We start from the raw sequence: 23879 nt of genomic DNA, 5'->3' as shown, positions 1-23879 counted from the left end.
GGCCTACTTCCACCACGCGCGCAGCAGCGCCACTGCGCCGACCGCACCGGACAGCCAGCTCCACGCCGGCACGTCGCCCCAGTACCAGCCCGGCGGCTGCAGCACATACATCAGTGCAGCGATGGCCAGCAGGCCGACGCCGGTGATCGCGCCGACCGCATGCTTCTGCAGGCGCTGCACGCTGGCATCCAGTGCGGCCAGGTCGCGCGAACGCATCGACAGTTCGTGGCGGCCTTCCACCTGCTGGGTCAGCCAGGCGTGCACCAGGCGCGGCATGTCCGGTGCATGGGTCATGATTTCCGGCAGGCGCTTGCCGATCTCGCGTACCACCCGGCGCGGGCTGTAACGTTCGCGCAGGATCTTTGCCAGCACCGGCTTGGCCACCGCCCAGATGTCGATCTGCGGGTCGAGCTGGCGGCCGACGCCCTCGATGTTCAGCAGGGTCTTCTGCAGCAGGATCAGCTGCGGCTGCAGGGTCAGCTGGTAACGCTGGGCCACGCGGAACAGCTTCATCAGCACTTCGGCCAGCGATATCTGCGACAGCGGACGGGTGAAGTACGGTTCGCACACCGAACGCACGGCGGCCTCGAGGTCATCGATGCGCACGTTGTCGGGCATCCAGCGCGCCTGCACGTGCAGTTCGGCGATGCGGCGGTAATCGCGGTTGAAGATGGCCATGAAGTTCTCGGCCAGGTAGTACTGATCTTCCTGCGAGAGCTGGCCCATGATGCCGAAATCCAGCGCGATGAAGCGCGGATTGGCGCGGCGCGCCGGATCGGTGTCGACCCAGATGTTGCCGGCGTGCGCATCGGCGTGGAAGAAGTTGTCGCGGAACACCTGGGTGTAGAACACCCGCACGCCCTTGGCGGCCAGCGCCTTGCGGTCGATGCCGGCCTTGTCCAGTGCGGCGATGTCATCGGACGGGATGCCCCACACACGCTCCAGGGTCAGCGCGCGCTCTGCGGTGTGGCTCCAGATCACTTCCGGCACGTACAGATCGTCGCTGTTTTCCCAGAAGCGGCGCAGCACGCTGGCATTGGCGCCTTCGCGCTGCAGGTCCAGCTCGGCGGCCAGGGTGTTCTCGACCTCGGCCACCACTTCGCGCGGCCGGATCTTGTCGGCGCGCGGATGGGTGCGCTCGACCAGGGCGGCCAGCGAATTGAGCAGGGCAATATCCGCGTCGATCTGCTTCTCGATGCCCGGTCGAAGTACCTTGACCACCACCTGGCGACCATCGGCCAGCGTGGCTGCGTGCACCTGCGCGATCGAGGCCGAAGCCAGCGGTTCGGTGTCGAAGCTGGCGAAGGCCTCGCTGACCGGCAGGCCGAGCGCGTCCTCGACGATGCGGCGCGCGGTCTCGCCATCGAACGGCTTGACCCGGTCCTGCAGCAGGGTCAGCTCGTTGGCCACGTCCGGCGGCACCAGGTCGCGGCGGGTGGACAGGATCTGGCCGAACTTGACGAAGATCGGGCCGAGGTCCTGCAGTGCCAGGCGCAGGCGCGCACCGCGCGACTGCGAGGCGATGCTGGCCGAGGCGCGCGGCACGAACGGCTTGGCCAGGCGCAGCCAGCGCTCGGCCGGCGTGCCCTGCAGCAGGTCGTCGAGGCGGTAACGCAGGATCACCCGGCCAATGCGGCTGGCCCGCAGCACGGCCTTCATGCGGCACCCCGCAGGCGCTGCACGCGTGCACCAAGGCGCTCCACGTCATCGCGCAGCACGTCCACGTCGTCGTGGAAGGCATCCAGCTCGGCGCGCGGCACCACATCGCGCGACTCCTCGGTGATGAACTCAGCGGCGCTGTGGGCCAGGTCGATCGCCCCCTGGCGCGCGTGCTGCAGGGCGCTGCGCAGGGTGTTGGCGACCTGCACGCCCAGTACTTCGCCGAATACGCTGACGAAAGGCTGCTGCCAGTCCGGATCGAAGCCCTTGGCCAGTTGCTGCAGGCGGCGCGCCAGCTCGGCATCGCCGGCCACGCGCACACGGCCCTTGCCGTTGTTGTCGCCGCGCCGCGCGTTGGCCAGCAGCGGCAGCTGCGCCAGCACGCCGGCCAGGCTGCTGCGCACGGCCAGGTCGGCTTCCTGCGCATCCACCGGGCCGACCCGCAGCTGGTCGCCGTCGACGCTGATGCGCATGGCCAGCGACGGCGCTTCCAGGGTCAGGTCGATATGCCGGCCGTCGAGGCTGGCCAATCCATGGCGGGTATCCGGATCCAGCGCCAGCGCGCGGTTCAGGGCGATCTGCAGGGCGCGGCCAGCGACCGGCTTGAGGGACTTGAGCAGGGAGAGAGCCATGTGCGCATTCTACCTGCGTGGGTGGGGAGCTTGGGCCGGGCTGCCGGGCTGCCGGGCTGCCGCCCGGCACCCGTGGTAGTGCCGGCCGCTGGCCGGCAAGATCAACATCAAAAGCTGGCTATCCGTGGGATGGCGGGGTGGGTCCGGTTGCGGGGGACGCTGCAAGTACGTCCATGTAAGCTCGGTCGCCGCATCCATGCGGCTCACGCCCCCACAACCGGACCCACCCCGCCTTCGACAGTTTCCTGTCGTCCGTGGGGTCGGATGCCGTTGTAGCGCAACGGGCTCCGACCCCTGCTGATGGGCCATGAGGACGGTAGATCCACGCCATGCGTGGATGGATTTCTGGTTCATCTGTGCCTCACGCGGAGGGCCGATGAAGGTTCATGCTATGGGGCCACGCAACGCACAGGACATCGCACTCCCCATGGCACGGACCCGGGTTGGCATCATTTTCGGGGGCAAGTCTTCCGAGCACGAAGTTTCGCTGCAGTCGGCGAAGAACATCCTCGATGCGCTTGATCGCGAGCGCTTCGAGCCGGTGCTGGTCGGCATCGACAAGCAGGGCCAGTGGCATCTGAGCCAGCCGGATACCTTCCTGATCAATGCCGATGATCCGTCGCGCATCGCGCTGCATCGCTCGGGCCAGTCGCTGGCGGTGCGTCCGGGCGCCGAGCAGGCGCAGCTGCAGCCGTGCGATGCGGCCAGCGCGCTGGGCCAGATCGATGTCGTGTTGCCGATCGTGCACGGGCCACTGGGCGAGGACGGTGCGCTGCAGGGGCTGCTGCGCATGATCAACCTGCCCTTCGTCGGTTCGCCGGTACTGGGCTCGGCGGTGGCGATGGACAAGGACGTAACCAAACGCCTGCTGCGCGACGCCGGGCTGCAGGTGGCACCGTGGCTGTGCATCCGTCGCCATCAGGCGGCGGAGGTGGATGCCGATGCGGTGATCGCGCAGCTCGGCCTGCCGTTGTTCGTGAAGCCGGCCAACCAGGGTTCGTCGGTGGGCGTGAGCAAGGTCAAGGATGCGGCGGGCTTCACCGAGGCACTGGCCTTGGCGCTGCGCTACGACCACAAGGTGCTGGTGGAATCGGCGGTGGTCGGTCGTGAGATCGAGTGCGCGGTGCTGGGCAACGAACATCCGCAGGCCAGCCTGTGCGGCGAGGTGGTGGTGCACGACGAGTTCTACGCCTACGACACCAAGTACATCAACGCCGATGGCGCCGAGGTGGTGGTGCCGGCGGATATCGATGCTGCAACCCAGGCGCGCATCCAGCAGATCGCGCTGCAGGCCTACCAGGCGCTGGAGTGTGCGGGCATGGCGCGCGTGGATGTGTTCCTCACCGCAGACGGCGAGATCGTCATCAACGAGGTCAACACGCTGCCGGGCTTCACCCGCATCAGCATGTACCCGAAGCTGTGGGGCGCCAGCGGTGTTGACTACACCACGCTGATCACGCGCCTGATCGAACTGGCGCTGGTACGCCATGAGGCCGATCGCGGGCTGCAGAGCGCTGTGTAACGTGGTGATCGCCCGCAGAGTCGAGCATGGCTCGACTCTGCGGAAAGCGATGCCGGCCAGCGGCCGGCACTACCGGCTAGCCTCGCTTGCGGAACATCGAGATCACCGCAAGGATCAGGAACACCACGAACAGGATCCAGGCGATGTTCGTTGCGGCGCCGGCGATACCGGAGAAACCCAGAACGGCGGCGATGATGGCGATGACAAAGAAAATGATGGCGTAATGCAGCATGGCGCTCCTCGCGGGTGGTCGAGCCTTGAATGGCGTGGGTCCATCCTCCCGATCCTGCGGTGTGCAACCAGTGATGGCGATCTATGCAGCAGATGAAGCCTTCAGCCTGCGCAGCCCTTCTTCGATGCTGACCTGCGGCACATAGCCGAAGTCACGGCGGGCCGGCTCCATGCTGTACCAGTGCGGCGTGCACAGCTGTTCGGCCAGGAACCGGGTCAACGGCGGTTCGCCGCGCAGGCGCAGCAGCGGCCACAGCCGCTCGCAGATGGCGCCGATACGGTACGCGGTCTTGAAGCTGATCGCCTTGTCCACGGTCGGTGCACCCACCGCCTGCAGCAGCTTGTTGACCAGCTCGCGCATCGGCAGCGGTTCGCCGTTGGAAATGAAGTAGGCCTTGCCTGCACATGCGGCACCGGGCGCCAGTGCCTCGAAGGCGAGGAAGTGGGCAAGCGCGGCGTTGTCGATGTAGGTGGTATCGACCTTGTTGCTGCCATCGCCCACCAGGCGCAGGCGGCCCTGTCGTGCACGTTCGGCCAGGCGCGGTACCAGCTGCTGGTCGCCAGGGCCCCAGATCAGGCGCGGACGCAGCGCCACCGTCGCCAGCGACGCGTCATTGGCCGCCAGCACGCGCTGTTCGGCAATCGCCTTGGTGGCCGCATAGGGCGCCTGGAAATCTTCGCCGTACGGCACTTCGTCGGCGCCGAGGCCTTCCACCGGGTGCGTGGCCCGGTGCGTCACGCTGGGCGTGGAGGTGTAGACCAGCCGGCCGATACCGTGCGCACGGCAGGCGGCGATGACGTTGTCGGTGCCGACCACATTGGCCTGGTGGTAGCTGTCATAGCTGCCCCACGCACCGGCCTTGGCACCGTTGTGGAATACCGCATCGACGCCGGCCACCGCATGCAGGACCGCCTGCGGGTCGGCCAGGTCGCCACGGATCTGGCCCACGCCCATCACCTGCAGCTCCGGGTAATGGCTGCGGTTGAACGCCAGTACCTGGTGGCCACGTTCGACCAGCCCGCGGCACAGCGCCTGGCCAAGGAACCCACCACCACCGGTGACCAGGATCTTCATGCGCGCTTCTCCAGTTCGGCGCTGGCCCAGACGGCGAGCTTCTCGCGGCCGATCTTGGCGTTGTGACGGATATCGACGGGGAACGCCGGATGCACCAGGAAGTGCTGCAGGCCGGCCTCAGGCGTGCGCGCTGCGGCATGCGCACGCAGCGCTTCCTGCAGCGCCGGGCTGTCGGACTGGCCGCGCAGCAGTTCCACGCACAGCACCGGCACCTGCGCACCGGCGGCGCCGACACCGACCAGCGCGGTGCGCGCCACGCCTGCGACGGTGTTGAACACTGGCTCGACCTGTTCGGTGTACAGCGGTCCGCGCGCGGTTTCCACGCGCTGCGTCTTGCGCCCGCAGAACCACAGGCGACCCTGCGCATCGAAGTAACCGACGTCACCCATGCGATGCACCACGCGGGTGCTGCCATCGGCCAGCGTCTCGCGGATCTTCGCTGCAGCCGTGGCCTGCGGGCGGTTGAAGTAGCTGTCGGTGGCGGTCGGGCCAGCCACCGTGATTTCTCCCACTTCGCCAACCGCCAGCACGCGCGCCTGCGACCAGTCGGCCAGCGGCGCGTCATCGATGGCGATGATGCGCACTTCGTTCGGCGCCACCACGCTGCCCACGCAGGTGCCGGCGCCGGCCTCGGTGGCGGCGCGCGTGCGTTCCAGCTCGCGGCCTTCGACCACCGCTACCGGCAGGCACTCGGTGGCGCCATACGGCGTCCAGAACTGCGCGTCGGCCGGCAGCAGGCTGCGGATGGTGGCGACCACGTCCGGCGGCACCGGCGCACCCGCCGAGGTCACCCGGGTCACCGTCGGCAGCGGCCGGCCATGCTTCGCCAGCACCCGCATCAGCGCCGGCGAGCCGAACAGCTGGGTCACGCCGAAGCGCTGGATGGCGTCGTGCAGGCGCGCCGGGTCGGCCTGCGCCGGCCGGGTCGGGTCCATGTCCGGGATGACCGAGGTCAGGCCCAGCGCCGGGTCGAACAGGGCAAACGGCGGGAAGGTCGGCAGGTCCACCCCGCCCGCTTCCATGCCGAAGGCGCTGCCCAGCAGCTGGATCTGGCCGACGAAGTGGCGGTGGCGGTAGACCACGCCCTTGGGCACGCCGGTGGAGCCGCTGGTGAACAGGATCGCGGCCATGTCCTCGCCGTCGGTGGCGGCCAGCATCGGCCCACCCTTGGCGCCGGCGCGCTCCAGCGCGGCCAGCGTGGTCCCGCCCCAGCCGAGGCGGCGGCCCACGGTCACCAGGCGCGCCGCCGAGGGTGCCCAGCGCAGCACCAGCCGCGCCACATGCGCCAGCGGAATGCCGATGAAGGCCTCCGGCTGCGCCTCGTCCAAGCACTGCTTCAGCGCGCGCCTGTCGATGCCCGGGTCGACCAGCACCGGCACCGCGCCCAGCTTGAACAGGGCAAACATCAGCAGGAAGAACTCCGGCGACGGCCGCACCATCACCACCGTGCGCACTCCACGGCCGATCCCGTAGCCGGCCAGGCCGGCCGCCATGGCGTCGCTGCGGGCGTCCAGCTGGCGGTAATCCAGGGTCACGTCGTAGGCGGCCATGCCGTTGCCGGCGCCACGGCGGCCAGGGCAGCGGATGGCGATCTGATCAGGCCGTTCACGCGCCAGTTCAGGCAAGCGGGCGGCAATATTGCAGGGTCGGTTCATCCGTTCATTGTCGCCGCTTACGGAATTTCTTGCGCGGCGGCCCACTTCGTGGAAAATCCGCACCCTCGTTCCTGATTCCGACTGCCGCCCGAGGCGGCTTGCCCATGCAACATCCCTGCATGACCTGCGGCGCCTGCTGCACCCAGTACCGCGTGGCCTTCCACTGGATGGAATCAGACGAGGTCACCCCCGGCGGCGTGCCGCACCAGCTCACCGAGGTGCTGGACCCGCACCGCCTGTGCATGCGCGGCACCCATTCCAAGCCGGTGCGCTGCGTGGCGCTGGATGCGCAGATCGGCGTGTATTCACGCTGCACCATCCATCCCAACCGGCCCAGCGTGTGCCGCGAGGTGGATGCATCGTGGGAGTACGGCAAGGCCAGCCCGCAGTGCGACAAGGCGCGCATCGCCTATGGCCTGGATCCGTTGACGCCGGCCGACTGGCGCTGGCGCGATGACGCCGACAATGACGACGACCATCCGGACGACAACGGCAACAGCCCTTCCTCGCCGCCGCAGGCGCCGGTCGCCGCGTAATGGTAGTGCCGGCCGCTGGCCGGCAACCTCATCAACCCTTCGGGTGTGCCGACCCACGGTCGGCACCCACCGGAAGAGGAAGGGGTGGGTGCCGACCGTTGGTCGGCACACCGATCAGATCGGGTTGGCGTCCAGGAACGCGCGGATCTCCGGCACCAGCACTTCGTGCTTGTCTTCCAGCACGTAGTGGCCGGCGTCCTCGAACGCATGTACCTGGGCCTGCGGCAGCGCGGCCTGGAAGCCCTTCAGGAAGTGGTGGTCGAACACGAAGTCGCGCAGGCCCCAGCCGAGGAAGGCCGGCCGGTCGGCGAACGACGGCAGCGCCTTGCCGGCACGCTCCAGCAGCGACCACGCCTTGTCGGCCGGCGACAGCGGGATGTCCTGCATGAAGCGGATGGTGCTGATGCGGTTGGCCCAACTGTTGTACGGCGACACGTAGGCGCGGCGCACGTCGGCCGGCATCTTCCGCTCCACGCCCAGCCACGAGGCACCGGAGGAGAACGCGTTGAAGGTGCGGATGATCCACTCGCCGATCTTCCAGTGGCGGCCCAGCGCGATCTGCCACGGCATCTTCTTCGCCGCCGGCATCGGGAATGCAGCGGTATTGAGCACCACCAGGCGCTTGACCTGGTCGTGGTGCGACAGCGCCCAGCCGAAACCGATCATGCCGCCCCAGTCGTGCACCGCCAGGGTCACCGGGCCGGTGATGCCCAGGTGCTTGAGCAGCGCATCGAGGTCGTCAACGCGCGACTGCAGCGTGTACTCGTAGCGGCTGTCATCGGGCTTGTCCGACAGGCCCATGCCGATGTGGTCCGGCACGATGCAGCGGTACGTGTCCGACAGGCCGGCGACCAGCGTGCGCCAGTAATAGCTCCACGACGGGTTGCCGTGCACCATCACCACCACCTCGCCGTCGCGCGGGCCTTCGTCGAGATAGTTCATCGACAGGCCGGGGCGTACCTCGAAGCGCTGCGGGTGGGCGGGGTAACCGGGAAGCTGGGACATCGGATCGCACCTGTAGAAAGGGCCGGTAAACCGGCCCTTGAACACTTGGAAAAATCATCGCTGCCCGTCGTGCAGCAGGTCAGCGGTGACTCTTTTACCAGACCACTTCAGCCATCGAGCAGTTCAGGCCCGAGCCGATACCCAGAAGCGCGATGCGATCGCCCTTCTTCAGCTTGCCCAGCTGCTTGAGCTTGCTCAGCACGATCGGCACCGAGGCCGGGCCGATGTTGCCGTGCTCGCCGAAGATGGTCATCACCTTCTTCGGGTCGATGCCGAAGTTCTTGATGAACGCGGCGGTGTGCGGCTGGCTGACCTGGTGGATCACGAACTGGTCCAGCTCTTCCACGGCCCAGCCCAAGGCGATCTTGGCAGCGGTGAAGGTCTTCTGTGCCAGCTTGATGCCTTCGATCAGCAGCAGGCGGGTGTCGGTGACCATGCGGTCCAGGTTGCCCAGGCACAGCTGGTTCCACTCGGTGGCCGAGCGCGTCACGCCGCCCTTGTAGCGCGGCGCGTCCGGCACCAGCTCCGAGCGCGCCATCACCATCGCCGCGGCACCCGAACCGGTGGTCAGGGCGGCCAGCTCGTTGCGGAAATCGTCAGCGGTGACGTCCGGGGCGGTCATGCGCTCCAGGGTCTTCTCGTACACCAGGTTGGCGGTCTCGCCGTCCACCACCAGCGCGTAGTCGATGTCGCCGCGCTCGATCATGCGCGCGGCGATATCCATGCCGTTGATGAAGGCCAGGCAGGCATTGGCGACGTCGAAGGTCATGCACTCGTCGCTGACGCCGAGGTTGCCCGAGACGATGGAAGCCGTGGACGGCTCCAGGTAGTCGCGGCTGACCGAGGTGTTGACCAGCAGGCCAACCTGCGTCGCATTGATGCCTGCGTCTTCCAGTGCCTTGCGGCCTGCCATGGTGGCAGCGTCGGACGCCAGCACGCCGTTGTCCCACAGGCGGCGCGCGTGGATGCCGGCGATGTCGCCGAGCACGTCGGTGCGGATACCCAGGCGATCCAACGTCGGCTGCAGGCGTTCGTTGATTTCCTTGGTGGTCAGCGTATGCGGCGCGTCGACGTGTGCCAGGCCGGCGATCGAGACATTCTTGAAGAGCATCGAGGTTAGCGCCAAGGCTCAGGCAAAAGGGGGCGCTATTCTATAACCCCCGGGGCCTTCACCGCATCTTTACGAATTCAGCCTTGGCCGTATGGTGAAGCGTTCAGCGCGGCGGGCACTGGAATGCGGCGAAGCGCTGGCTGCCATCGGCCGGGGCCGCGGCGGCCTGCACGGCATTGGCGCCGGCGCTCGGGGCCTCGTTGCGGGCCAGGGTTTCCAGCTCTTCCTGCACGCGCAGCGGGTTGCGGTTGTAGAAGCCGACCTTGCTCTTCACGGTCACCACCACCTCGCCCTTGGCGATGCAGCCAGCGGGAACCGCGCCTGCCGGCAGCACGCGGGTCGCCTTGCCGGCCGGTTCGATCGGCACCCAGGTACAGGCGGTGACGGTGAGCAGCAGGGAGGAAAGCAGCAGAACGCGCATGGGCAGATCCTGGAAGGGTATGGAGGGATTCTGCCTGAACCGCCTGAATCGGGGGTAGCCGGTGGGGGAACGGATCCCCCGCAGGGGGCTGTGACCCCGCCTTCGGGTCACGGCGTTGCCGGCCAGCGGCCGGCACTACCAGAGCAAGGTTGCCGGCCAGCGGCCGGCACTACCACGGCAAGGTTGCCGGCCAGCGGCCGGCACTACCTGGGGAGGCCTGCCCGCGGGGGCGGGCAGGCGCATCCCTTATTTCTTGACCGGGTTGCCTTCGGCGTCGATCACCGTCACCTCGCCCAGGTTCAGCGCACGCACGGCCGCTTCGGTCTGCTTGAGATCACCCACCACCACCCAGGTCAGCGCCTGTGGCTTGATCTCGGCGGCGGCCTGCTGCACCTGCGCCGGGGTCATCGCCTCGATCTCGGCCTTGCGACGCAGCACGTAGTCGTCCGGACGCTTGAACTGCACGATCGAACCGATGGTCGAGGCGACCGCGCTGGCGGTCTCGTAGGCACCGGGCAGGCTGAGGGTCTGGATGTTGCGGATGCGGTTGACCTCGGCGGCGGTGGCCGGCTTGCTGCCATCGGCGAACGCGGCGATTTCCTTGCGCATTTCCGCCAGCGCCGGGCCGGTCTTGTCGATCTGCACCGGCGCGCTGGCCATCCACGGGCGCTGGCCCACCGAGTTGATCGCGCTGCTGCGCGCACCGTATGACCAGTGCTTGTCCTCACGCAGGTTCATGTTCAGGCGCGAGGTGAAGTCGCCGCCGATCACGCCGTTGGCAATATCGAAGCGGGTCGAGCTGGTGGCGCTGGACGGCGCCACCACCTGCCCTGCGAACAGGTTGGCCTGCACCGCACCCGGCTGGTCGATCAGGAACACGCGCGGGCCCTTCGGCAATGCCACATCGGTGGCGGCCTTCACCTGCGGGGCGTCGCCCGCAGCCTTCCAGTCGCCCAGCTGCTTGTCCAGCAGCGGCACGATCTCGGCCAGGGTGGTGTCACCGACCACGATCAGGGTGCCGTTCTGCGGCCGCAGCCAGTCGTGGTGGAAGTCGACCAGGTCTTCGCGGGTCAGGCCGTTGATCGCTGCTTCGTCACCGCTGCCGGTGAACGGAATGGCATACGGGTGGCCCTTGCCGTACAGCAGCGGCGGCAGCACGCGCATCGCCACCGCACCCGGGTTGACCTTCTCCTGCTGGATGCCGGCAATCCAGCTCGCCTTGACCCGGTCGATCTCGCCCTGCTCGAAGCGCGGTTCGCGCAGCAGGTCCCGATACAGCGCCAGCGACGGTGCCAGGTTTTCCTTCAGCGCCGACAGGTCCACGCTCATGGAGTCCAGGCCGGCCGAGGCATCCAAGCTGGCGCCCAGTGCGTCTGCGGCATCGGCGAAGGCCAGCGAGCCGAGCTTGCCGGCGCCTTCGGTCATCAGGCTCATGGTGAAGTTGGCGGTGCCCGGCTTGCGGCCCTGGTCGGCGCTGAAGCCACCCGGGAACTGGTAGCTGAACTGCACCACCGGAATCTCGTGGCGCTCGGCCAGGATCACCTGGGTGCCGTTCTTCAGCGTGGCGCGCTGCAGCGCCGGGAACTTCAGCTGCGGGAACTCGCGGGTCTGCGGTACGCCGGCCTTGCGGTCCACCTGCTCGGGCAGCGTGCTGTACTTGGGGTCCACCGCCGGCACGTTGAACGGCTTCGGCGCCTGGCTCGGGTCTTCCTTCAGCGCCACGCGCTCACCCGGTGCAATCACCAGGGTGTGGCTGCCCTTGTCCAGCCACTGCGCGCCCAGACGGCTCAGATCAGCAGCACTGGCCTTCTCGATGTTGGCCAGCGAGGTGCGGAAGCAGCCCGGGTCGCCGGTGAACACCGCGCACTCGGCCAGTGCGTCGGCCTTGCCGCCGAAGCCGCCGATGCGTTCGATGCCGCGGATGAAACCGGCGCGGGCACCGGTCTTGGCGCGTTCCAGCTCGGCCGCGGTCGGGCCCTGCTTGATCAGCCGGTCCAGTTCCTCGTCGATGATCTTCTCGACCTTGGCAGGGTCCTGGCCCTGCTTGACCGTCGCCATGATCACGAAGTTCGAACCCAGCTGCGACGTCGACAGGCCTGCCGCGATGCTGTCCACCAGCTTGTCCTGGTGCTGCAGGCGCTGGCTCAGCCGCGAGGACTTGGCACCGCCCAGTACCTGCGCGAACAGCTGCAGCTGATCGACCTCGGTGGTACCGACCTGCGGCACGTTCCAGGCGCGGTAGATACGCGCCTGCGGCACCTTGTCGGTCATCGTCTCGCGCGTGTCGGTGCTGCGCTTGGCCACGTTCACCGCCGGCTGCGCCATGGTCGGGCCGGCCGGGATGCTGCCGAAGTACTTGCCAACCTTTTCCTTGGCGGTGGCCAGGTCGATGTCGCCAGCCAGCACCAGCACGGCGTTGTTCGGGCCGTACCAGGTGCGGAACCAGGTCTTCACGTCATCCAGCGACGCCGCGTTCAGATCGTTCATCGAACCGATCACGCCGTGGTGGTACGGGTGGCCAACTGGATACAGCGCCTTGTTGAGCTGGTCCCAGGCCTGGCCGTAGGGCTGGTTCTCGCCCTGGCGCTTCTCGTTCTGCACCACGCCACGCTGCTCGTCCAGCGCCGCCTGGTCGATCGCACCGACCAGATGGCCCATGCGGTCCGATTCCATCCACAGCGCCATGTCCAGCGCAGTGGTGGGCACGTTCTCGAAGTAGTTGGTGCGGTCGGTATTGGTGGTGCCGTTCTGGTTGGTGGCGCCGACCTGCTTGAACGGCTCGAAGAACTCGCCGTCGTGGTTTTCGCTGCCCTGGAACATCAGGTGTTCGAACAGGTGCGCGAAGCCGGTGCGGCCGGCCGGTTCGTCCTTGCTGCCGACGTGATACCAGACGTTGACCGCGACGATCGGCGCCTTGCGATCGGTGTGCACGATCACGCGCAGGCCGTTGGGCAGGGTGAACTGCTCATACGGGATATCGACCTTGGCCGGTGCGGCCGGCTTTGCCGCCAACGCATGGGAAGGCACAAGCGTGCCCAGGGCGGTGCTGAGGGCAATGGCCAGCAGCGCAGTGCGCGGGCGAAGGGCGAGAGACATATCCGGATCCTTGGTCACATAGGTGAACCCCGATCCTAGCGTGCGCGCGCAACGGCAGGAATCGGTCGCCAGTCACTGGGGGTGTTTGCCCCTGTGCGCCATCCGCGGAGCCGATCTGCTCTGTCCGAGCCGTCACAAGCACCCGCCAGCAACGTCCGGACAGTGTCCGCAGCACATCGAATGGACAGGTGTCCGCCCGCCGGACACTTTTCGATGACCACAAAACCCTTGCAAATCAATGATTAAAAGTTGGCACGGGGATTGCTTGGTACTTCCTGCACCTGGAAGGGCTTCAGACAAAAGCTGACTGAAGACTGAACAAACGCAGGAAATCGAAAATTTTCCTTGCAAGCCCAGAATTGGTGTACTACCTTACTACCACACCACTGATCACCAACACTAAACAGGCCCCGTCATGAACGCCAAGACCATCGCCATCGCCATCGCCATCGCCCTGATCGCCGGCACCGCGGTTGTTTCGTCGGTGCAGGCCTCCGAATCCATCAAGACCCTGTCCACCGTGCAGGTTCGCCCGGCCGCCGACCAGTTGGCCCAGCAGGCCTGGGAACAGGCCAGTGGCATCCCGACCCTGGCCACCGTGGAAGTGCGCCCAAGCGCCGACCAGCTGGCCGAGCGCAGCGGCTACGTCGCCGCCCCGGTCGCCGCCGCGATGCCGATCACCACCCTGGCCTCGGTGGAAGTGCGCCCGAGCCTGGAGCAGCGCGTCGCCCTGGCCGCCGAACTGGAAGCCCAGCGCTACGCCGCCACCCTGGCCGCAGCCGCCACCAGCGTCGCCAACCAGGTGATCGTCAACCTGCCGGCCCTGCAGGTGCGTCCGAGCGCTGCAGACCTGCAGGCCCTGGCCACCGAAACCGCCCAGGTCCTGCTGCGCCCGTAAGCGGTGCCGCCCTGCCTCGCGCAGGGCGTGCGCCGTAAAGGCGGCGGTCGTCGCAGGTACACTGCGCCGATGAATGCCGCGCCCCAGTTCCACGTGATCCTGTTCCAACCGGAAATCCCGCCCAACACGGGCAATGTGATCCGGCTCTGCGCCAACACCGGCGCGCAGCTGCACCTGGTCGAGCCGCTCGGCTTCGCACTGGAAGACAAGCAGCTCAAGCGCGCCGGCCTGGACTACCACGAGTATTCGCGCCTGCAGGTGTACCCCGACCTGGACACCGCGCTGGCGCGGATCGCACCGAAGCGGTTGTTCGCCCTCAGTACGCGTGCCAGCGTCCGCTATGACAGCGTGGCGTTCGAAGACGGTGATGCCTTCCTGTTCGGCCCGGAAAGCCGCGGCCTGCCGCAGGACGTGCTCGATGCCTTGCCCGATGGCCGCCGCCTGCGCCTGCCGATGCGGCCGGACAACCGCAGCCTCAATCTTTCCAACACCGTTGCCGTGGTGATGTACGAGGCGTGGCGGCAGCACGGGTTTGCCGGCGGGGCGTAACGCCACGCGTCTCTCTTCTGCCTGGTCGTTGCTGTGGCGGGCGCATGCGTTCATGGGCGTTACTTTTCTTTCCGCGCGGAAAGAAAAGTAACCAAAAGAAACGCGCCGCCATCCGCGAGCCGGTGCTGCGCACCGGTGCCCTGCGCTCCTCGGCCCGCCGGGGGACGGCGCGGAACTCGCTGCGCTCAGACACCCGCGCCTCTTCGCCCCCGCCGGACCTGCGGTGCTCGGCTCGCTTCAAGGCGGACCCAACAGCCGCGCGGTACAGGCTGTCCTTGAACCCATCTCGGTACGGTGCGCGGTTCGGTACACCGATCGCTCGCCTGCGAATACGCTACTGGGCAATGCCGGCCAGCGGCCGGCACTACCGGTGCACTCAGAACGCGTTGATGCCGGTCAGTTCGCGGCCGATCACCAGCTGGTGCACGGTCTCGGTGCCTTCATAGGTGATCACCGATTCGAGGTTCAGCGCGTGCCGGATCGCCACGTGTTCGGTGGTGATGCCAGCGCCACCCAGCAGGTCACGGCATTCGCGGGCGATGTCGATCGCCATGCGGCAGTTGTTCCACTTGGCCAGGCTGACCTGCTGCGGCTGCAGCTGGCCGGCTTCCTTCAGGCGGCCCAGCTGCAGGGCCAGCAGCTGCGCGGTGGTGATGCGGCGGGCCATCTCGGCCAGCTTGATCTGCGCGCTCTGCGTGGCCGCCAGCGGGCGACCGAACAACACGCGCTCCTTGGCATAACCCAGTGCTTCATCCAGGCAGGCAATCGCCGCACCGATCGGGCCCCAGCTGATGCCATAGCGGGCCTGGGTCAGGCAGCCCAGCGGCCCCTTCAGGCCCTTCACGTTCGGCAGCCGGTGGCTGTCAGGCACGCGCACGTCATCGAAGAAAAGCGCCCCGGTCAGCGATGCGCGCAGGCTCATCTTGTGCTTGATTTCCTGCGTGGTGAAGCCGGCCATGCCTTTTTCCAGCACGAAGCCCTGGATGCCGTCCTCGGTCTGCGCCCAGACGATGGCCAGGTCGGCCACCGGGCCGCTGGTGATCCACATCTTGCTGCCGCTGATGCGCCAGTCGCTGCCGTCGCGCACCGCGCGGGTCTTCATGCTGGCCGGATCGGAACCCCCATGCGCCTCGGTCAGGCCGAAGCAACCGATCAGTTCGCCGCGCGCCATCGCCGGCAGCCACTGCTGGCGCTGCTCCTCGCTGCCATAGGCGTAGATCGGGTACATGCACAGCGAGCTCTGCACCGAGACGAAGCTGCGCAGGCCCGAATCGCCGCGCTCCAGCTCCTGGCAGATCAGGCCGTAGCTGACCGCGCCGAGGCCACCACCGCCGTACTCGGTCGGCAGGGTCGCACCGAGCAGGCCCAGTGACGCGATCTCCGGCACCAGTTCATCGGGGAAGCGGGCCTGGTCGAAGGCATCGCCGATGATCGGCAGCACGCGCTCGTTGGTGAAACGGGCGACGCTCTCCTGCACCGCGCGCTCTTCCTCGTTGAGCAGGGAACGGACATCGAACAGATCGTACGGATGCAAAGCCATGGCACTCACGCGCAGTCAGGACCGGGCCATTGTCGGTCATCCGGGCAGAGCGTGCCGACCAAGGTCGGCACCCACCAGAGCTGCGGCCCTACGCTGCATTGCAGCAATCCGGGTGTGAACATCGGCGATCTAGCTCGATCACGCGCGTCCCGGTACCCTGACACATTCAAACAACCGTTTCGCCCGTGGCCGCACGCGCGATTCCCAGGCACCGCCGGTGGCCCCGATGCCGGCCCTACCCACGAGTCATGCAATCGATGAGCGCTGAAGCCAACGCCCTGCCCCCGCGTGAAGTAATGGAATTCGACGTGGTGATCGTCGGCGCCGGCCCCGCCGGCCTGGCCACCGCGATCCGCCTGCGCCAGCGCGCGATCGAAGCCGGCCGCGAGTTGTCGGTGTGCGTGCTGGAGAAGGGGTCCGAACCAGGCGCGCACGTGCTGTCCGGCGCGGTGATGGATCCGCGCGCGCTGACCGAACTGTTCCCGGACTGGGCCGAGCGTGGCGCACCGCTGAAGCAGAAGGTCACCCGCGACGAATTCCTGTTCCTCAGCGAAACCGGCGCACGCAGCACGCCCAACGCGCTGCTGCCGGAGTGCTTCCACAACGAAGGCAACTACATCATCAGCCTGGGCGAAGTGACCCGCTGGCTGGCGCAGCAGGCCGAGGCGCTGGAAGTGGCGATCTTCCCGGGCTTTGCCGCCGCCGAAGTGCTGTATGGCGACAACGGTGAAGTGATCGGCGTAGCGACCGGCGACATGGGCATCGAGAAGGACGGCAGCATCGGCCCGGCCTTCGAGCGCGGCATGGCGCTGCACGCCAGGTACACGATCTTCGCCGAAGGCGCACGCGGCCACCTCGGCCGCCAGCTGATCGCCCGCTACAAGCTGGACGAAGGCAAGGACCCGCAGGCCTACGGCATCGGCATCAAGGAACTGTGGCAGATCGACCCGGCCAAGCATGAGCCGGGCCTGGTGGTGCATGCCGCCGGCTGGCCGCTGGACAGCGACACCTACGGCGGCGCGTTCCTGTACCACGCCGACGGCGGCAAGGTCGCCATCGGCTACGTGGTCGGCCTGGACTACAGGAACCCGTGGCTGAGCCCGTTTGAAGAGTTCCAGCGTTTCAAGACCCATCCGTCCATCCGCAAGCACCTGGAAGGCGGCACCCGCATCGGCTACGGCGCGCGCGCGATCACTGCCGGCGGCCTGCTGTCGCTGCCGAAGACCGTGTTCCCCGGTGGCGCACTGGTCGGCTGCGAGGCCGGCTACCTCAACGCCAGCCGCATCAAGGGCAGCCACGCCGCGATCAAGACCGGCATGCTGTGCGCCGACGCCGCGTTCGATGCACTGGCCGCCGACCGCCAGCACGATGAACTGAGTGCCTACCCGACGGCGTTCAAAGCCAGCTGGCTGTTCACCGAACTGCAGCAGGCCAAGAACTTCAAGCAGTGGTTCAAGAAGGGCCAGACCGTGGCCACGCTGATGACCGGCGTGGAGCAGTGGCTGCTTCCCAAGCTGGGCGTGCGCAACCCGCCGTGGACCCTGCACCGCACCCAGCCCGACCACGCCTGCCTGGAACCGGCCGCCAAGCACACCCGCATCGCCTACCCGAAGCCGGATGGCGTGCTGACCTTCGACCGGCTCAGCTCGGTGTTCCTGAGCAGCACCAACCACGACGAGAACCAGCCCAGCCACCTGACGCTGAAGGACCCGAGCATTCCGGTGAAGGTGAACCTGGCCGAGTACGCAGGCCCGGAAGCGCGCTACTGCCCGGCCGGCGTGTACGAGTTCGTCGGCGAAGCCGACAGCGCGCGCCTGCAGATCAACGCGCAGAACTGCGTGCACTGCAAGACCTGCGACATCAAGGACCCCACCCAGAACATCGTGTGGGTGACCCCGCAGGGCGGCGGCGGCCCGAACTACTCGGGCATGTGAACGCCACGGGCTGCGACCGAGCGTCGCAGCCCGTCGCTTGCCACGCACCGCTATCCTGCCCGCCCATGCGTGCATCATTCCTGCTCATCGCTGTTGCCGTGGCCCTGGCCGCCACGGCCTGCCAGCGCCCGCCTGCAGCGCCCGCCACGCCGGAACAGGCGCAGCAGCAGGCCATGCAACGCGCGTTCGAGTTGTGTGCCGGCTGCCACACCGTGCAGCCTGGCGGCATCCACCGCTTCGGCCCGAACCTGCACGGCGTGATCGGCCGTCGCGCCGGCAGCCTGCCCGACTACGGCTATTCCGACGGCATGCGCCGCGCCGACATCACCTGGTCCGCGCAGACCCTGGATGCGTTCCTGCAGTCACCCACCCATGTTGTACCGGGCACACGCATGTACAACGCCTTCCCCAGCGCCGAACGCCGTGCGCTGGTGATCGCCTACCTGCAGCAGCAGTCGGCTCAGTGAGCCAGGCGCTGCAACTGCTGTTGCAGCCGCGCCACGAATGCCGCCACCGCGGTGAACAAGGGCACCGGATCGGTCTCGGCCGCATCCTGCAGGCGCTCGACCAGGGCATTGGCCTGCGCAGCCAGCACCGTCGCTCCCACCGCGCCCAAGCCACCGGCCTGGCGATGCAGGTGCAGCGCGGCAGCCTCACGGTCGCCGGCCTCCAGCGCGCGCTGCACAGCGGCCAGGTCACCTGCACTGGCCTGCAGCAGGCTGTCGCGCAACTGCTCGGCCACCGCACGTGAGCCGAAGCGCCGCTGCAGGCTGTCCAGATCGGGCAGCGTCCTGTCATCGACGGCAGCGGACTCGGCCAGCGGCTCCTCGAACCGTTGCCCCTGCGCCTGCGGCAACCAGCGCAGCAGTGCCGCGCGCAGTGTCGCCAATGACAATGGCTTGGCCAGCACCTCATCCATCCCGGCTTCACGGCAACGACGTGCATCGTCGTCCAGCACGCTGGCGGTCAGCGCCAGTACGGTCAGCCGCGGCTGGCCGTTGCGGCCTTCGCGTTCGCGCAGCAGGCGGGTGAAGGCGAAACCATCCAGTACCGGCATCCGGCAATCGGTAATGACCAGATCAAAGTGCTCCGATGCCAGGCGATCCAGCCCCTGCTGGCCATCGCCGACCAGCACATGTGGTACACCCAGCTGCTGCAGCCGCCAGGCCATCATCGCCTGGTTGGTCGGATGATCTTCGATCACCAGCACGCGTGCCTGGCGCAGTGCGGGCGGCAGCAGCGCCGCCTGTTCCTGCTCGGCGACCAGCGCTTCAACATCACTGCTGCCGGCTTCCACCAGCGACAGCCGCACCTCGGCGCGGGTGCCCTCGCCCAGCGTGCTGTGCAGTTCCAGCTCGCCGTCCATCATCTGCACCAGGCGCTGGCAGATGCTCAGGCCCAGGCCGGTTCCACCATGGTCGCGCTGGATGTACGCACCGGCCTGGGTGAACGGCGCAAACAGGTGCTGCAACTGTTCCGGTGCGATGCCGATGCCGGTATCGGTGACGCTCAGGCACAGCGGCTGGCTGCCGTCTTCGGCGGTCGGCCCCAGCACTTCCAGCTGCAGCCGCACTTCGCCGCGCACGGTGAACTTGATGGCGTTGCTGAGCAGGTTGAACACGATCTGGCGCAGGCGCACGCCATCCACTTCGTGCGCGGCTGCCAGCTGCGGATCGATCTGCACGTGCAGGTCCAGCCCACGTGCGCTGGCCTGCGCCGACAACAACCGGCACACGCTTTCCAGCAACGGCCGCAGCGGCTGCGGTACCGGCTCCAGCCGCAATGCGTTGGCCTCCAGCCGCGAGTAGTCAAGGATGTCGTCAAGGATCTGCCGGAGCATCTGCGCCGAATCCTCGATCACGCCAAGGATGCGTTTCTGCTCTGCATCCAGCGGTGAGTGCGCCAGCACTTCCAGCATCCCCAGCACGCCACTCATCGGCGTGCGGATCTCATGGCTCATGGTGGCCAGGAAGCGGGATTTCGCTTCGGCCGCCTGCTCGGCCTCGGCCTTGGCTGCGGTCAGGGCATCCGCTTGTGCACGAGCCTCGCTGGCATCCACCCAGTAGCCACTCCAGGTCACCACACCGGCTTCGGCGGCATAGGGTTGCGCCTGGGTGCGCACCCAGCGCGGGCCTGCTCCATTGCCCCGCAGGCGGAATTCCAGCATGAGCGGTGCGAACTGGTGCGCGGCCTGTTCGACCGCCTGCAGGATGCGCGCGCGATCGTCCTCTTCGACGCGTTCCAGCAACATCGTGGCGTCCTGCTCAGCCTGCTGCCGGGTGATCCCGAACAGCGCCTGGAGGTCACCGGCAATGAACGGGAAGCGGAGCGTGCCATCAACCTCGCGACGGGCCTGGTAGACCACGGCAGGCAGGTTGTCGGTCACTTCGGCCAGGCGCTGCTCCAGCTGGCGGCGCCCGGCCACCTCGCGGCGCAGGCGCCAGTAGCCGATGCCATGCACCAGCAGCGCGGTCAGCAGCACCAGCAGCAGCGGTACACCCCAGCGCAGCGTGCTTCGCCAGTCGATGCCGTTGTGGTACTCCACCGCCAGCCAGTCGCCGCGCAGCGCTTCGCGCTCGCGTGGCGTCATCTGCAGCAGCAAGCGATCGAAGGTCGTGGCGAGCGCCGCATGCCGGCGCTCCACGGCCAGTGCCAGCTGGTCGTTGAAGCCCGCGGGCGCGGCAACCTGCAGGCGCCCCGGGAAACGCGTGCGCAGCAGGTGGTCGACCAGGGCCAGATTGCCCACGTAGGCGTCGGCCTCACCATCGATCAGGCGTTGCATGGCCTGTTCGGCGCTGCGCGCGGCGACGATCCTGGCCTGCGGCGCCTGCTGCAGCACGTAACCGCGTACGCGCTCCGGATCCGACAGCAGTACGCGCTTGTCCTGGAGGTCGGACAGGCCCAGCAGCGCCGGGCTGTCGTGGCGGCTGACGATCACGTTCGGCACGCTGATGAAGGGTTGGCTGTACACCCAGTCCGGGCCCAGATAGTGCGAATCGACCGGAATGCCCATCACCGCCTGCAGCTCGCCGCGGCGCGCCTTCTCGCGCACCTCGTACCAGTCATGGCTGTTCTGCGCCTGCAGGTTGGCACCGGCCTGCATCAGCCGCGCCAGGTACTCGCTGGCCAGGCCGCTGGGCCTGCCATCCTCGTCGGCGAACGACAATGGGGCGGCGTTCGGCGCGAAGCCGATCTTCAACGGCTGTTGCAGAACCCGCTTCTCGGCCTGGCTGAGCGCCAGCTGCGCCGATGCCGACCACTGCGGCAGGGGCAGCCAGCGTTGTGCCAGTGCATCGCGCTGGGCCTGGCTGGTCGCGGCCAGCGCCAGGTCCAGCGCTTCGGCCAGCGGTTGCTTGCTGTTGGGAACGCCGAAGTGCATCCGTTCGGGAGGCAGGTCGCTCGGACGCAGCAGGACGACACCCTGCAGGTGCTGGCGTGCGATCAGTTCGGTGGCAACGTAGGCATTGCCTATGTAGACATCAGCTTTGTCGTCTCTGACCATCTGCAGCGCAGCCAACGAGCTGTTTGCGACAAGCTGCACCGCACGCGGGAAACGTGCCCGCACCTGCGGTCCGGTCAGGAAATCCTGCTCGATGACCACCCGCAATCCGTCCAGGTCGGGCATGTTCGAAGCACGCAGATCGCCCGGCCTCCCCACCAGCGCCAACGGCGCCTCGCCATAGGCAGCGGTATAGACCATGCACTGGGTGCGGTCGGCACTGAGACCGACATTCATTACCACGTCGATCTCGCCACGACAGGCCGCATCCAGCACGGATGTCCAGTCGGAATAACGCCTCGCCTCGACCTTCACACCCAGCTGACGGGCGAGAAGCGACAGATAATCCGGACCCAGGCCAACCTGCTGGCCATCACGGAGGGACTCGAACGGCGGCCAGCCGCTGTCATACTGGCCCACGACGATGCTTGGATGGGCGGCGAGGTACTCGCGCTGCAGGGGACTGAGCGGCAACAGCCCAGGCACAGCCTGTGCCAGCGCCACGGGCAGCACCAGCACGGCCAGCAGCAGGACCAGCCCGCGAACAGCCCAGCTACGCATCGGCGTCGATCTCCTAGAATCCTGACAGGGCCGCGATGGTCGCGGCCCGGCTTGCCCGGTGGCCATACTAGAGCAATGAGCTTGCGCATCATCATCGCAGACGACCACCCTGTGGTCCGTATCGGTACCCGCGCCGTCATCGAATCGAGCGGGGTCGGCCGCGTGGTCGGCGAGGCTGACAGCGCGCAGGCGCTGATGGCCCTGCTCGGCAGCCAACCCTGCGACCTGCTGGTGACCGACTATTCCATGCCGGGCAGCCCACAGGCCGACGGCTTCGCCATGATCGGCATGATCCGCCGCCGCTTCCCCGACCTGCCGGTGCTGATGCTCAGCGTCTCCAACAACCTGGCGATCCTGCGCATGGTGCTCGACAGCGGCGTGCTCGGCCTGGTCGACAAGAGCTCGTCGATGGACGAACTGCCGCAGGCCATCCAGGCGGTCTATCGGGGCCAGCCCTACATCAGCCGGAGCCTGCGTGAGCGGGTCGAGGCTGCGGGCAGCTGGCGCATGCGCGAGGGCGACGGCAAGCCGTTGTCGCCACGCGAGGTGGAAGTGCTGCGGCTGCTCGGCACCGGCATGACGGTGAAGGAGATCTCGCTGCAGCTGCACAAGAGCGTCAGCACCATCAGCCGGCAGAAAGGCGACGCCATGCTCAAACTGGGCCTGAAGGGCGACGCCGAATTGTTCGACTACCTGCGCGACGGCAAGATCTGAGAACCAGATCACACTGTAAGGGCATCTGTCACCGCCCTCTTTGACCGGCCGCCGTTCTGTGCCAAGATGACCCGGCATGGGTTTTCAATGCGAGGTCGAAGGAATCGACCGGCTCATGTCCTCGCTCCCGTCCCAGGTGGATGGGGTGCGGTTTCCTGCCGGCCGTCTGGCCCGGCAACGCTGACCATGGAGAGGCGCATGCATCACCCCCCCGAGCCATGTTGGACCCTGCCGTTGCGGCCCCTGCGCGCATTCGCGGCGTGCCTGCTCGTCTCTCTTTCCGCTGCGGCCTGCAGCGCCGCCGATCCGGCCCCCTCGTCCTCCCAGCCTGGCGCTCCCGTGCAGGCTGCCGATGCGCCCCGACAGGATGTTGCCCCGATGCAGAACACCTCTCCCGATACCGCCGTCACCCCGCCCGACGCGCCGACCGTCATGTATTTCACCTACCAGGTGGACGGTGATGGCGCGACCTCCTACGAGGTCCAGAACGGCAGCGTGGCGACCTTCTGGTTCGGCCACACCTTCACCCTCGATGGCACCACGTATTACACGGGTTTCTCCTGGGATACCCGCGAGCACTACGGCAAGCCGGGCGAGCAGTCGCCGGCTGGCCCGGATGATCGCGCCAACCTGGCCGAGGCCACTTTCGTGCTGGCCGGCGCCGACGCGAAGAAGCCATGGAAGTTCCGTGGCCAGGAATGGACCATCGGCGCGCTGGGCGCGTACGACAAGGCCGACGATGTCGATACCCGGCGCAAGCCGCTTGAACATCGCACCGCCGACGGTCGCCTGCTGCTGGCGGTGCCGACCAGCAGCTTCGACCGCGGCATCAGCAGCACCGGCTATGCACTGCTGCTGTTCAACCCCAAGCGCAGCGAAGACGACGTGGACAGCAAGGTCTGGCGCTATGTCGGCTCGGTGCGTACGGGCGAGGACAACAGCGCCGCCTGCGACGAAGGCAACGTAATGCCCTGCACCGACAGCGATGGCGAACTGGCCTTCGCTGCCGACGGCAACGGCCTGCCGCGACTGACCGTGACCTTCAAGGGCACCACCATCGAAGGCCCCGGCAAGACCCGTGCGCTGGGTGCCGGCGACGCCGTGCACTACACCTTCGACAGCGCGACCCAGCAGTACGTCGCGCCCTGATAGCACCCGCCCACGCGCGGGTTTCCTGTTGACCGACATGTTCTTGACTCACGGATGAGTCCGGTTGGCGATTCGCGGCATGCGCCGCTCCA

19 protein-coding genes are annotated in these 23879 nt (G+C 67.6%); 8 read left to right on the top strand and 11 right to left on the bottom strand.

The window, feature by feature from the left end; all coding sequences use genetic code 11:
* Window positions 1-3: 3 nt before the first annotated feature.
* Both ubiB and CKW06_RS00895 read right to left on the bottom strand, forming a co-directional pair.
* Complete coding sequence (ubiB, locus tag CKW06_RS00900; protein WP_024958828.1) at window positions 4-1659, bottom strand: ubiquinone biosynthesis regulatory protein kinase UbiB; 1656 nt, start codon at window positions 1657-1659, stop codon at window positions 4-6.
* Window positions 1656-2291 (bottom strand): ubiquinone biosynthesis accessory factor UbiJ, encoded by a 636-nt coding sequence (locus CKW06_RS00895; RefSeq protein ID WP_024958829.1) that lies wholly within the window; start codon window positions 2289-2291, stop codon window positions 1656-1658. Before CKW06_RS00895 ends, ubiB begins: the two co-directional genes overlap by 4 nt.
* A 427-nt stretch (window positions 2292-2718) precedes the next feature.
* Here CKW06_RS00895 and ddlA point away from each other — a divergent pair, with 427 nt between their 5' ends.
* Complete coding sequence (gene ddlA, locus CKW06_RS00885; protein ID WP_024956305.1) at window positions 2719-3813, top strand: D-alanine--D-alanine ligase; 1095 nt, start codon at window positions 2719-2721, stop codon at window positions 3811-3813.
* Window positions 3814-3889: 76 nt separating this feature from the next.
* Here ddlA and CKW06_RS00880 read toward each other — a convergent pair whose 3' ends face one another.
* The 3 genes from CKW06_RS00880 to oleC form a co-directional block, all read right to left on the bottom strand.
* The gene (locus CKW06_RS00880; RefSeq protein ID WP_005407633.1) at window positions 3890-4045 is read right to left on the bottom strand and encodes a DUF1328 domain-containing protein; all 156 of its coding nucleotides are present in this window, start codon (window positions 4043-4045) and stop codon (window positions 3890-3892) included.
* Window positions 4046-4126: 81 nt separating this feature from the next.
* Complete coding sequence (gene oleD / locus CKW06_RS00875; RefSeq protein ID WP_005407632.1) at window positions 4127-5119, bottom strand: 2-alkyl-3-oxoalkanoate reductase; 993 nt, start codon at window positions 5117-5119, stop codon at window positions 4127-4129.
* Window positions 5116-6774, bottom strand: coding sequence for an olefin beta-lactone synthetase (gene oleC / locus CKW06_RS00870; RefSeq protein WP_024956304.1), 1659 nt, complete (start codon window positions 6772-6774; stop codon window positions 5116-5118). Before oleC ends, oleD begins: the two co-directional genes overlap by 4 nt.
* Before the next feature lie 104 nt (window positions 6775-6878).
* Between oleC and CKW06_RS00865 the strand changes: the two genes are divergently transcribed.
* Window positions 6879-7310 (top strand): YkgJ family cysteine cluster protein, encoded by a 432-nt coding sequence (locus tag CKW06_RS00865; protein ID WP_005407630.1) that lies wholly within the window; start codon window positions 6879-6881, stop codon window positions 7308-7310.
* Between the two features lie 114 nt (window positions 7311-7424).
* Here the strand turns inward: CKW06_RS00865 and CKW06_RS00860 are convergent, their stop codons facing one another.
* The 4 genes from CKW06_RS00860 to CKW06_RS00845 form a co-directional block, all read right to left on the bottom strand.
* The gene (locus CKW06_RS00860) at window positions 7425-8315 is read right to left on the bottom strand and encodes an alpha/beta fold hydrolase (protein WP_024956303.1); all 891 of its coding nucleotides are present in this window, start codon (window positions 8313-8315) and stop codon (window positions 7425-7427) included.
* A gap of 94 nt (window positions 8316-8409) precedes the next feature.
* A complete protein-coding gene (locus CKW06_RS00855) occupies window positions 8410-9426 on the bottom strand; it encodes a 3-oxoacyl-ACP synthase III (protein ID WP_004135358.1) in 1017 nt (338 codons plus the stop codon).
* Window positions 9427-9529: 103 nt separating this feature from the next.
* On the bottom strand, window positions 9530-9847 hold the full coding sequence (locus CKW06_RS00850) for a DUF4156 domain-containing protein (RefSeq protein WP_024956302.1): 318 nt from the start codon (window positions 9845-9847) through the stop codon (window positions 9530-9532).
* A 246-nt stretch (window positions 9848-10093) separates the two neighbouring features.
* Window positions 10094-12943 (bottom strand): M16 family metallopeptidase, encoded by a 2850-nt coding sequence (locus tag CKW06_RS00845; RefSeq protein WP_024956301.1) that lies wholly within the window; start codon window positions 12941-12943, stop codon window positions 10094-10096.
* A gap of 415 nt (window positions 12944-13358) precedes the next feature.
* Between CKW06_RS00845 and CKW06_RS00840 the strand changes: the two genes are divergently transcribed.
* Window positions 13359-13841 (top strand): XAC0231 family protein, encoded by a 483-nt coding sequence (locus CKW06_RS00840; protein ID WP_024956300.1) that lies wholly within the window; start codon window positions 13359-13361, stop codon window positions 13839-13841.
* Between the two features lie 69 nt (window positions 13842-13910).
* On the top strand, window positions 13911-14390 hold the full coding sequence (locus tag CKW06_RS00835; protein WP_005411894.1) for a tRNA (cytidine(34)-2'-O)-methyltransferase: 480 nt from the start codon (window positions 13911-13913) through the stop codon (window positions 14388-14390).
* 376 nt (window positions 14391-14766) lie between these two features.
* Here CKW06_RS00835 and CKW06_RS00830 read toward each other — a convergent pair whose 3' ends face one another.
* Window positions 14767-15930, bottom strand: coding sequence for an acyl-CoA dehydrogenase family protein (locus CKW06_RS00830; protein WP_024956299.1), 1164 nt, complete (start codon window positions 15928-15930; stop codon window positions 14767-14769).
* A gap of 257 nt (window positions 15931-16187) precedes the next feature.
* Between CKW06_RS00830 and CKW06_RS00825 the strand changes: the two genes are divergently transcribed.
* Together CKW06_RS00825 and CKW06_RS00820 are read left to right on the top strand one after the other, a co-directional pair.
* The gene (locus CKW06_RS00825; protein ID WP_024956298.1) at window positions 16188-17864 is read left to right on the top strand and encodes an electron transfer flavoprotein-ubiquinone oxidoreductase; all 1677 of its coding nucleotides are present in this window, start codon (window positions 16188-16190) and stop codon (window positions 17862-17864) included.
* A gap of 65 nt (window positions 17865-17929) precedes the next feature.
* Window positions 17930-18331, top strand: a complete 402-nt coding sequence (locus CKW06_RS00820; protein ID WP_005407622.1) for a c-type cytochrome — start codon at window positions 17930-17932, stop codon at window positions 18329-18331.
* Here CKW06_RS00820 and CKW06_RS00815 read toward each other — a convergent pair.
* Window positions 18325-21924, bottom strand: coding sequence for an ATP-binding protein (locus CKW06_RS00815; protein WP_024956297.1), 3600 nt, complete (start codon window positions 21922-21924; stop codon window positions 18325-18327). The genes CKW06_RS00820 and CKW06_RS00815 overlap by 7 nt on opposite strands.
* 75 nt (window positions 21925-21999) lie before the next feature.
* Here CKW06_RS00815 and CKW06_RS00810 point away from each other — a divergent pair, with 75 nt between their 5' ends.
* Window positions 22000-22638, top strand: a complete 639-nt coding sequence (locus tag CKW06_RS00810; RefSeq protein ID WP_005407620.1) for a response regulator — start codon at window positions 22000-22002, stop codon at window positions 22636-22638.
* 378 nt (window positions 22639-23016) lie between these two features.
* The gene (locus CKW06_RS00805; RefSeq protein WP_005407619.1) at window positions 23017-23787 is read left to right on the top strand and encodes a hypothetical protein; all 771 of its coding nucleotides are present in this window, start codon (window positions 23017-23019) and stop codon (window positions 23785-23787) included.
* Window positions 23788-23879: the final 92 nt, after the last annotated feature.

The organism is Stenotrophomonas maltophilia (assembly GCF_900186865.1).
GTDB lineage: Bacteria > Pseudomonadota > Gammaproteobacteria > Xanthomonadales > Xanthomonadaceae > Stenotrophomonas > Stenotrophomonas maltophilia.
Note: the sequence above shows the minus strand (reverse complement) of the source record. Positions and strands in the feature narration are given on the sequence as shown.

Coding starts and splice junctions, on each gene's coding strand:
- ubiB (WP_024958828.1), bottom strand. CDS start 1,659: ATGAAGGCCGTGCTGCGGGCCAGCCGCATTGGCCGGGTGATCCTGCGT.
- CKW06_RS00895 (WP_024958829.1), bottom strand. CDS start 2,291: ATGGCTCTCTCCCTGCTCAAGTCCCTCAAGCCGGTCGCTGGCCGCGCC.
- ddlA (WP_024956305.1), top strand. CDS start 2,719: ATGGCACGGACCCGGGTTGGCATCATTTTCGGGGGCAAGTCTTCCGAG.
- CKW06_RS00880 (WP_005407633.1), bottom strand. CDS start 4,045: ATGCTGCATTACGCCATCATTTTCTTTGTCATCGCCATCATCGCCGCC.
- oleD (WP_005407632.1), bottom strand. CDS start 5,119: ATGAAGATCCTGGTCACCGGTGGTGGTGGGTTCCTTGGCCAGGCGCTG.
- oleC (WP_024956304.1), bottom strand. CDS start 6,774: ATGAACCGACCCTGCAATATTGCCGCCCGCTTGCCTGAACTGGCGCGT.
- CKW06_RS00865 (WP_005407630.1), top strand. CDS start 6,879: ATGCAACATCCCTGCATGACCTGCGGCGCCTGCTGCACCCAGTACCGC.
- CKW06_RS00860 (WP_024956303.1), bottom strand. CDS start 8,315: ATGTCCCAGCTTCCCGGTTACCCCGCCCACCCGCAGCGCTTCGAGGTA.
- CKW06_RS00855 (WP_004135358.1), bottom strand. CDS start 9,426: ATGCTCTTCAAGAATGTCTCGATCGCCGGCCTGGCACACGTCGACGCG.
- CKW06_RS00850 (WP_024956302.1), bottom strand. CDS start 9,847: ATGCGCGTTCTGCTGCTTTCCTCCCTGCTGCTCACCGTCACCGCCTGT.
- CKW06_RS00845 (WP_024956301.1), bottom strand. CDS start 12,943: ATGTCTCTCGCCCTTCGCCCGCGCACTGCGCTGCTGGCCATTGCCCTC.
- CKW06_RS00840 (WP_024956300.1), top strand. CDS start 13,359: ATGAACGCCAAGACCATCGCCATCGCCATCGCCATCGCCCTGATCGCC.
- CKW06_RS00835 (WP_005411894.1), top strand. CDS start 13,911: ATGAATGCCGCGCCCCAGTTCCACGTGATCCTGTTCCAACCGGAAATC.
- CKW06_RS00830 (WP_024956299.1), bottom strand. CDS start 15,930: ATGGCTTTGCATCCGTACGATCTGTTCGATGTCCGTTCCCTGCTCAAC.
- CKW06_RS00825 (WP_024956298.1), top strand. CDS start 16,188: ATGAGCGCTGAAGCCAACGCCCTGCCCCCGCGTGAAGTAATGGAATTC.
- CKW06_RS00820 (WP_005407622.1), top strand. CDS start 17,930: ATGCGTGCATCATTCCTGCTCATCGCTGTTGCCGTGGCCCTGGCCGCC.
- CKW06_RS00815 (WP_024956297.1), bottom strand. CDS start 21,924: ATGCGTAGCTGGGCTGTTCGCGGGCTGGTCCTGCTGCTGGCCGTGCTG.
- CKW06_RS00810 (WP_005407620.1), top strand. CDS start 22,000: ATGAGCTTGCGCATCATCATCGCAGACGACCACCCTGTGGTCCGTATC.
- CKW06_RS00805 (WP_005407619.1), top strand. CDS start 23,017: ATGCAGAACACCTCTCCCGATACCGCCGTCACCCCGCCCGACGCGCCG.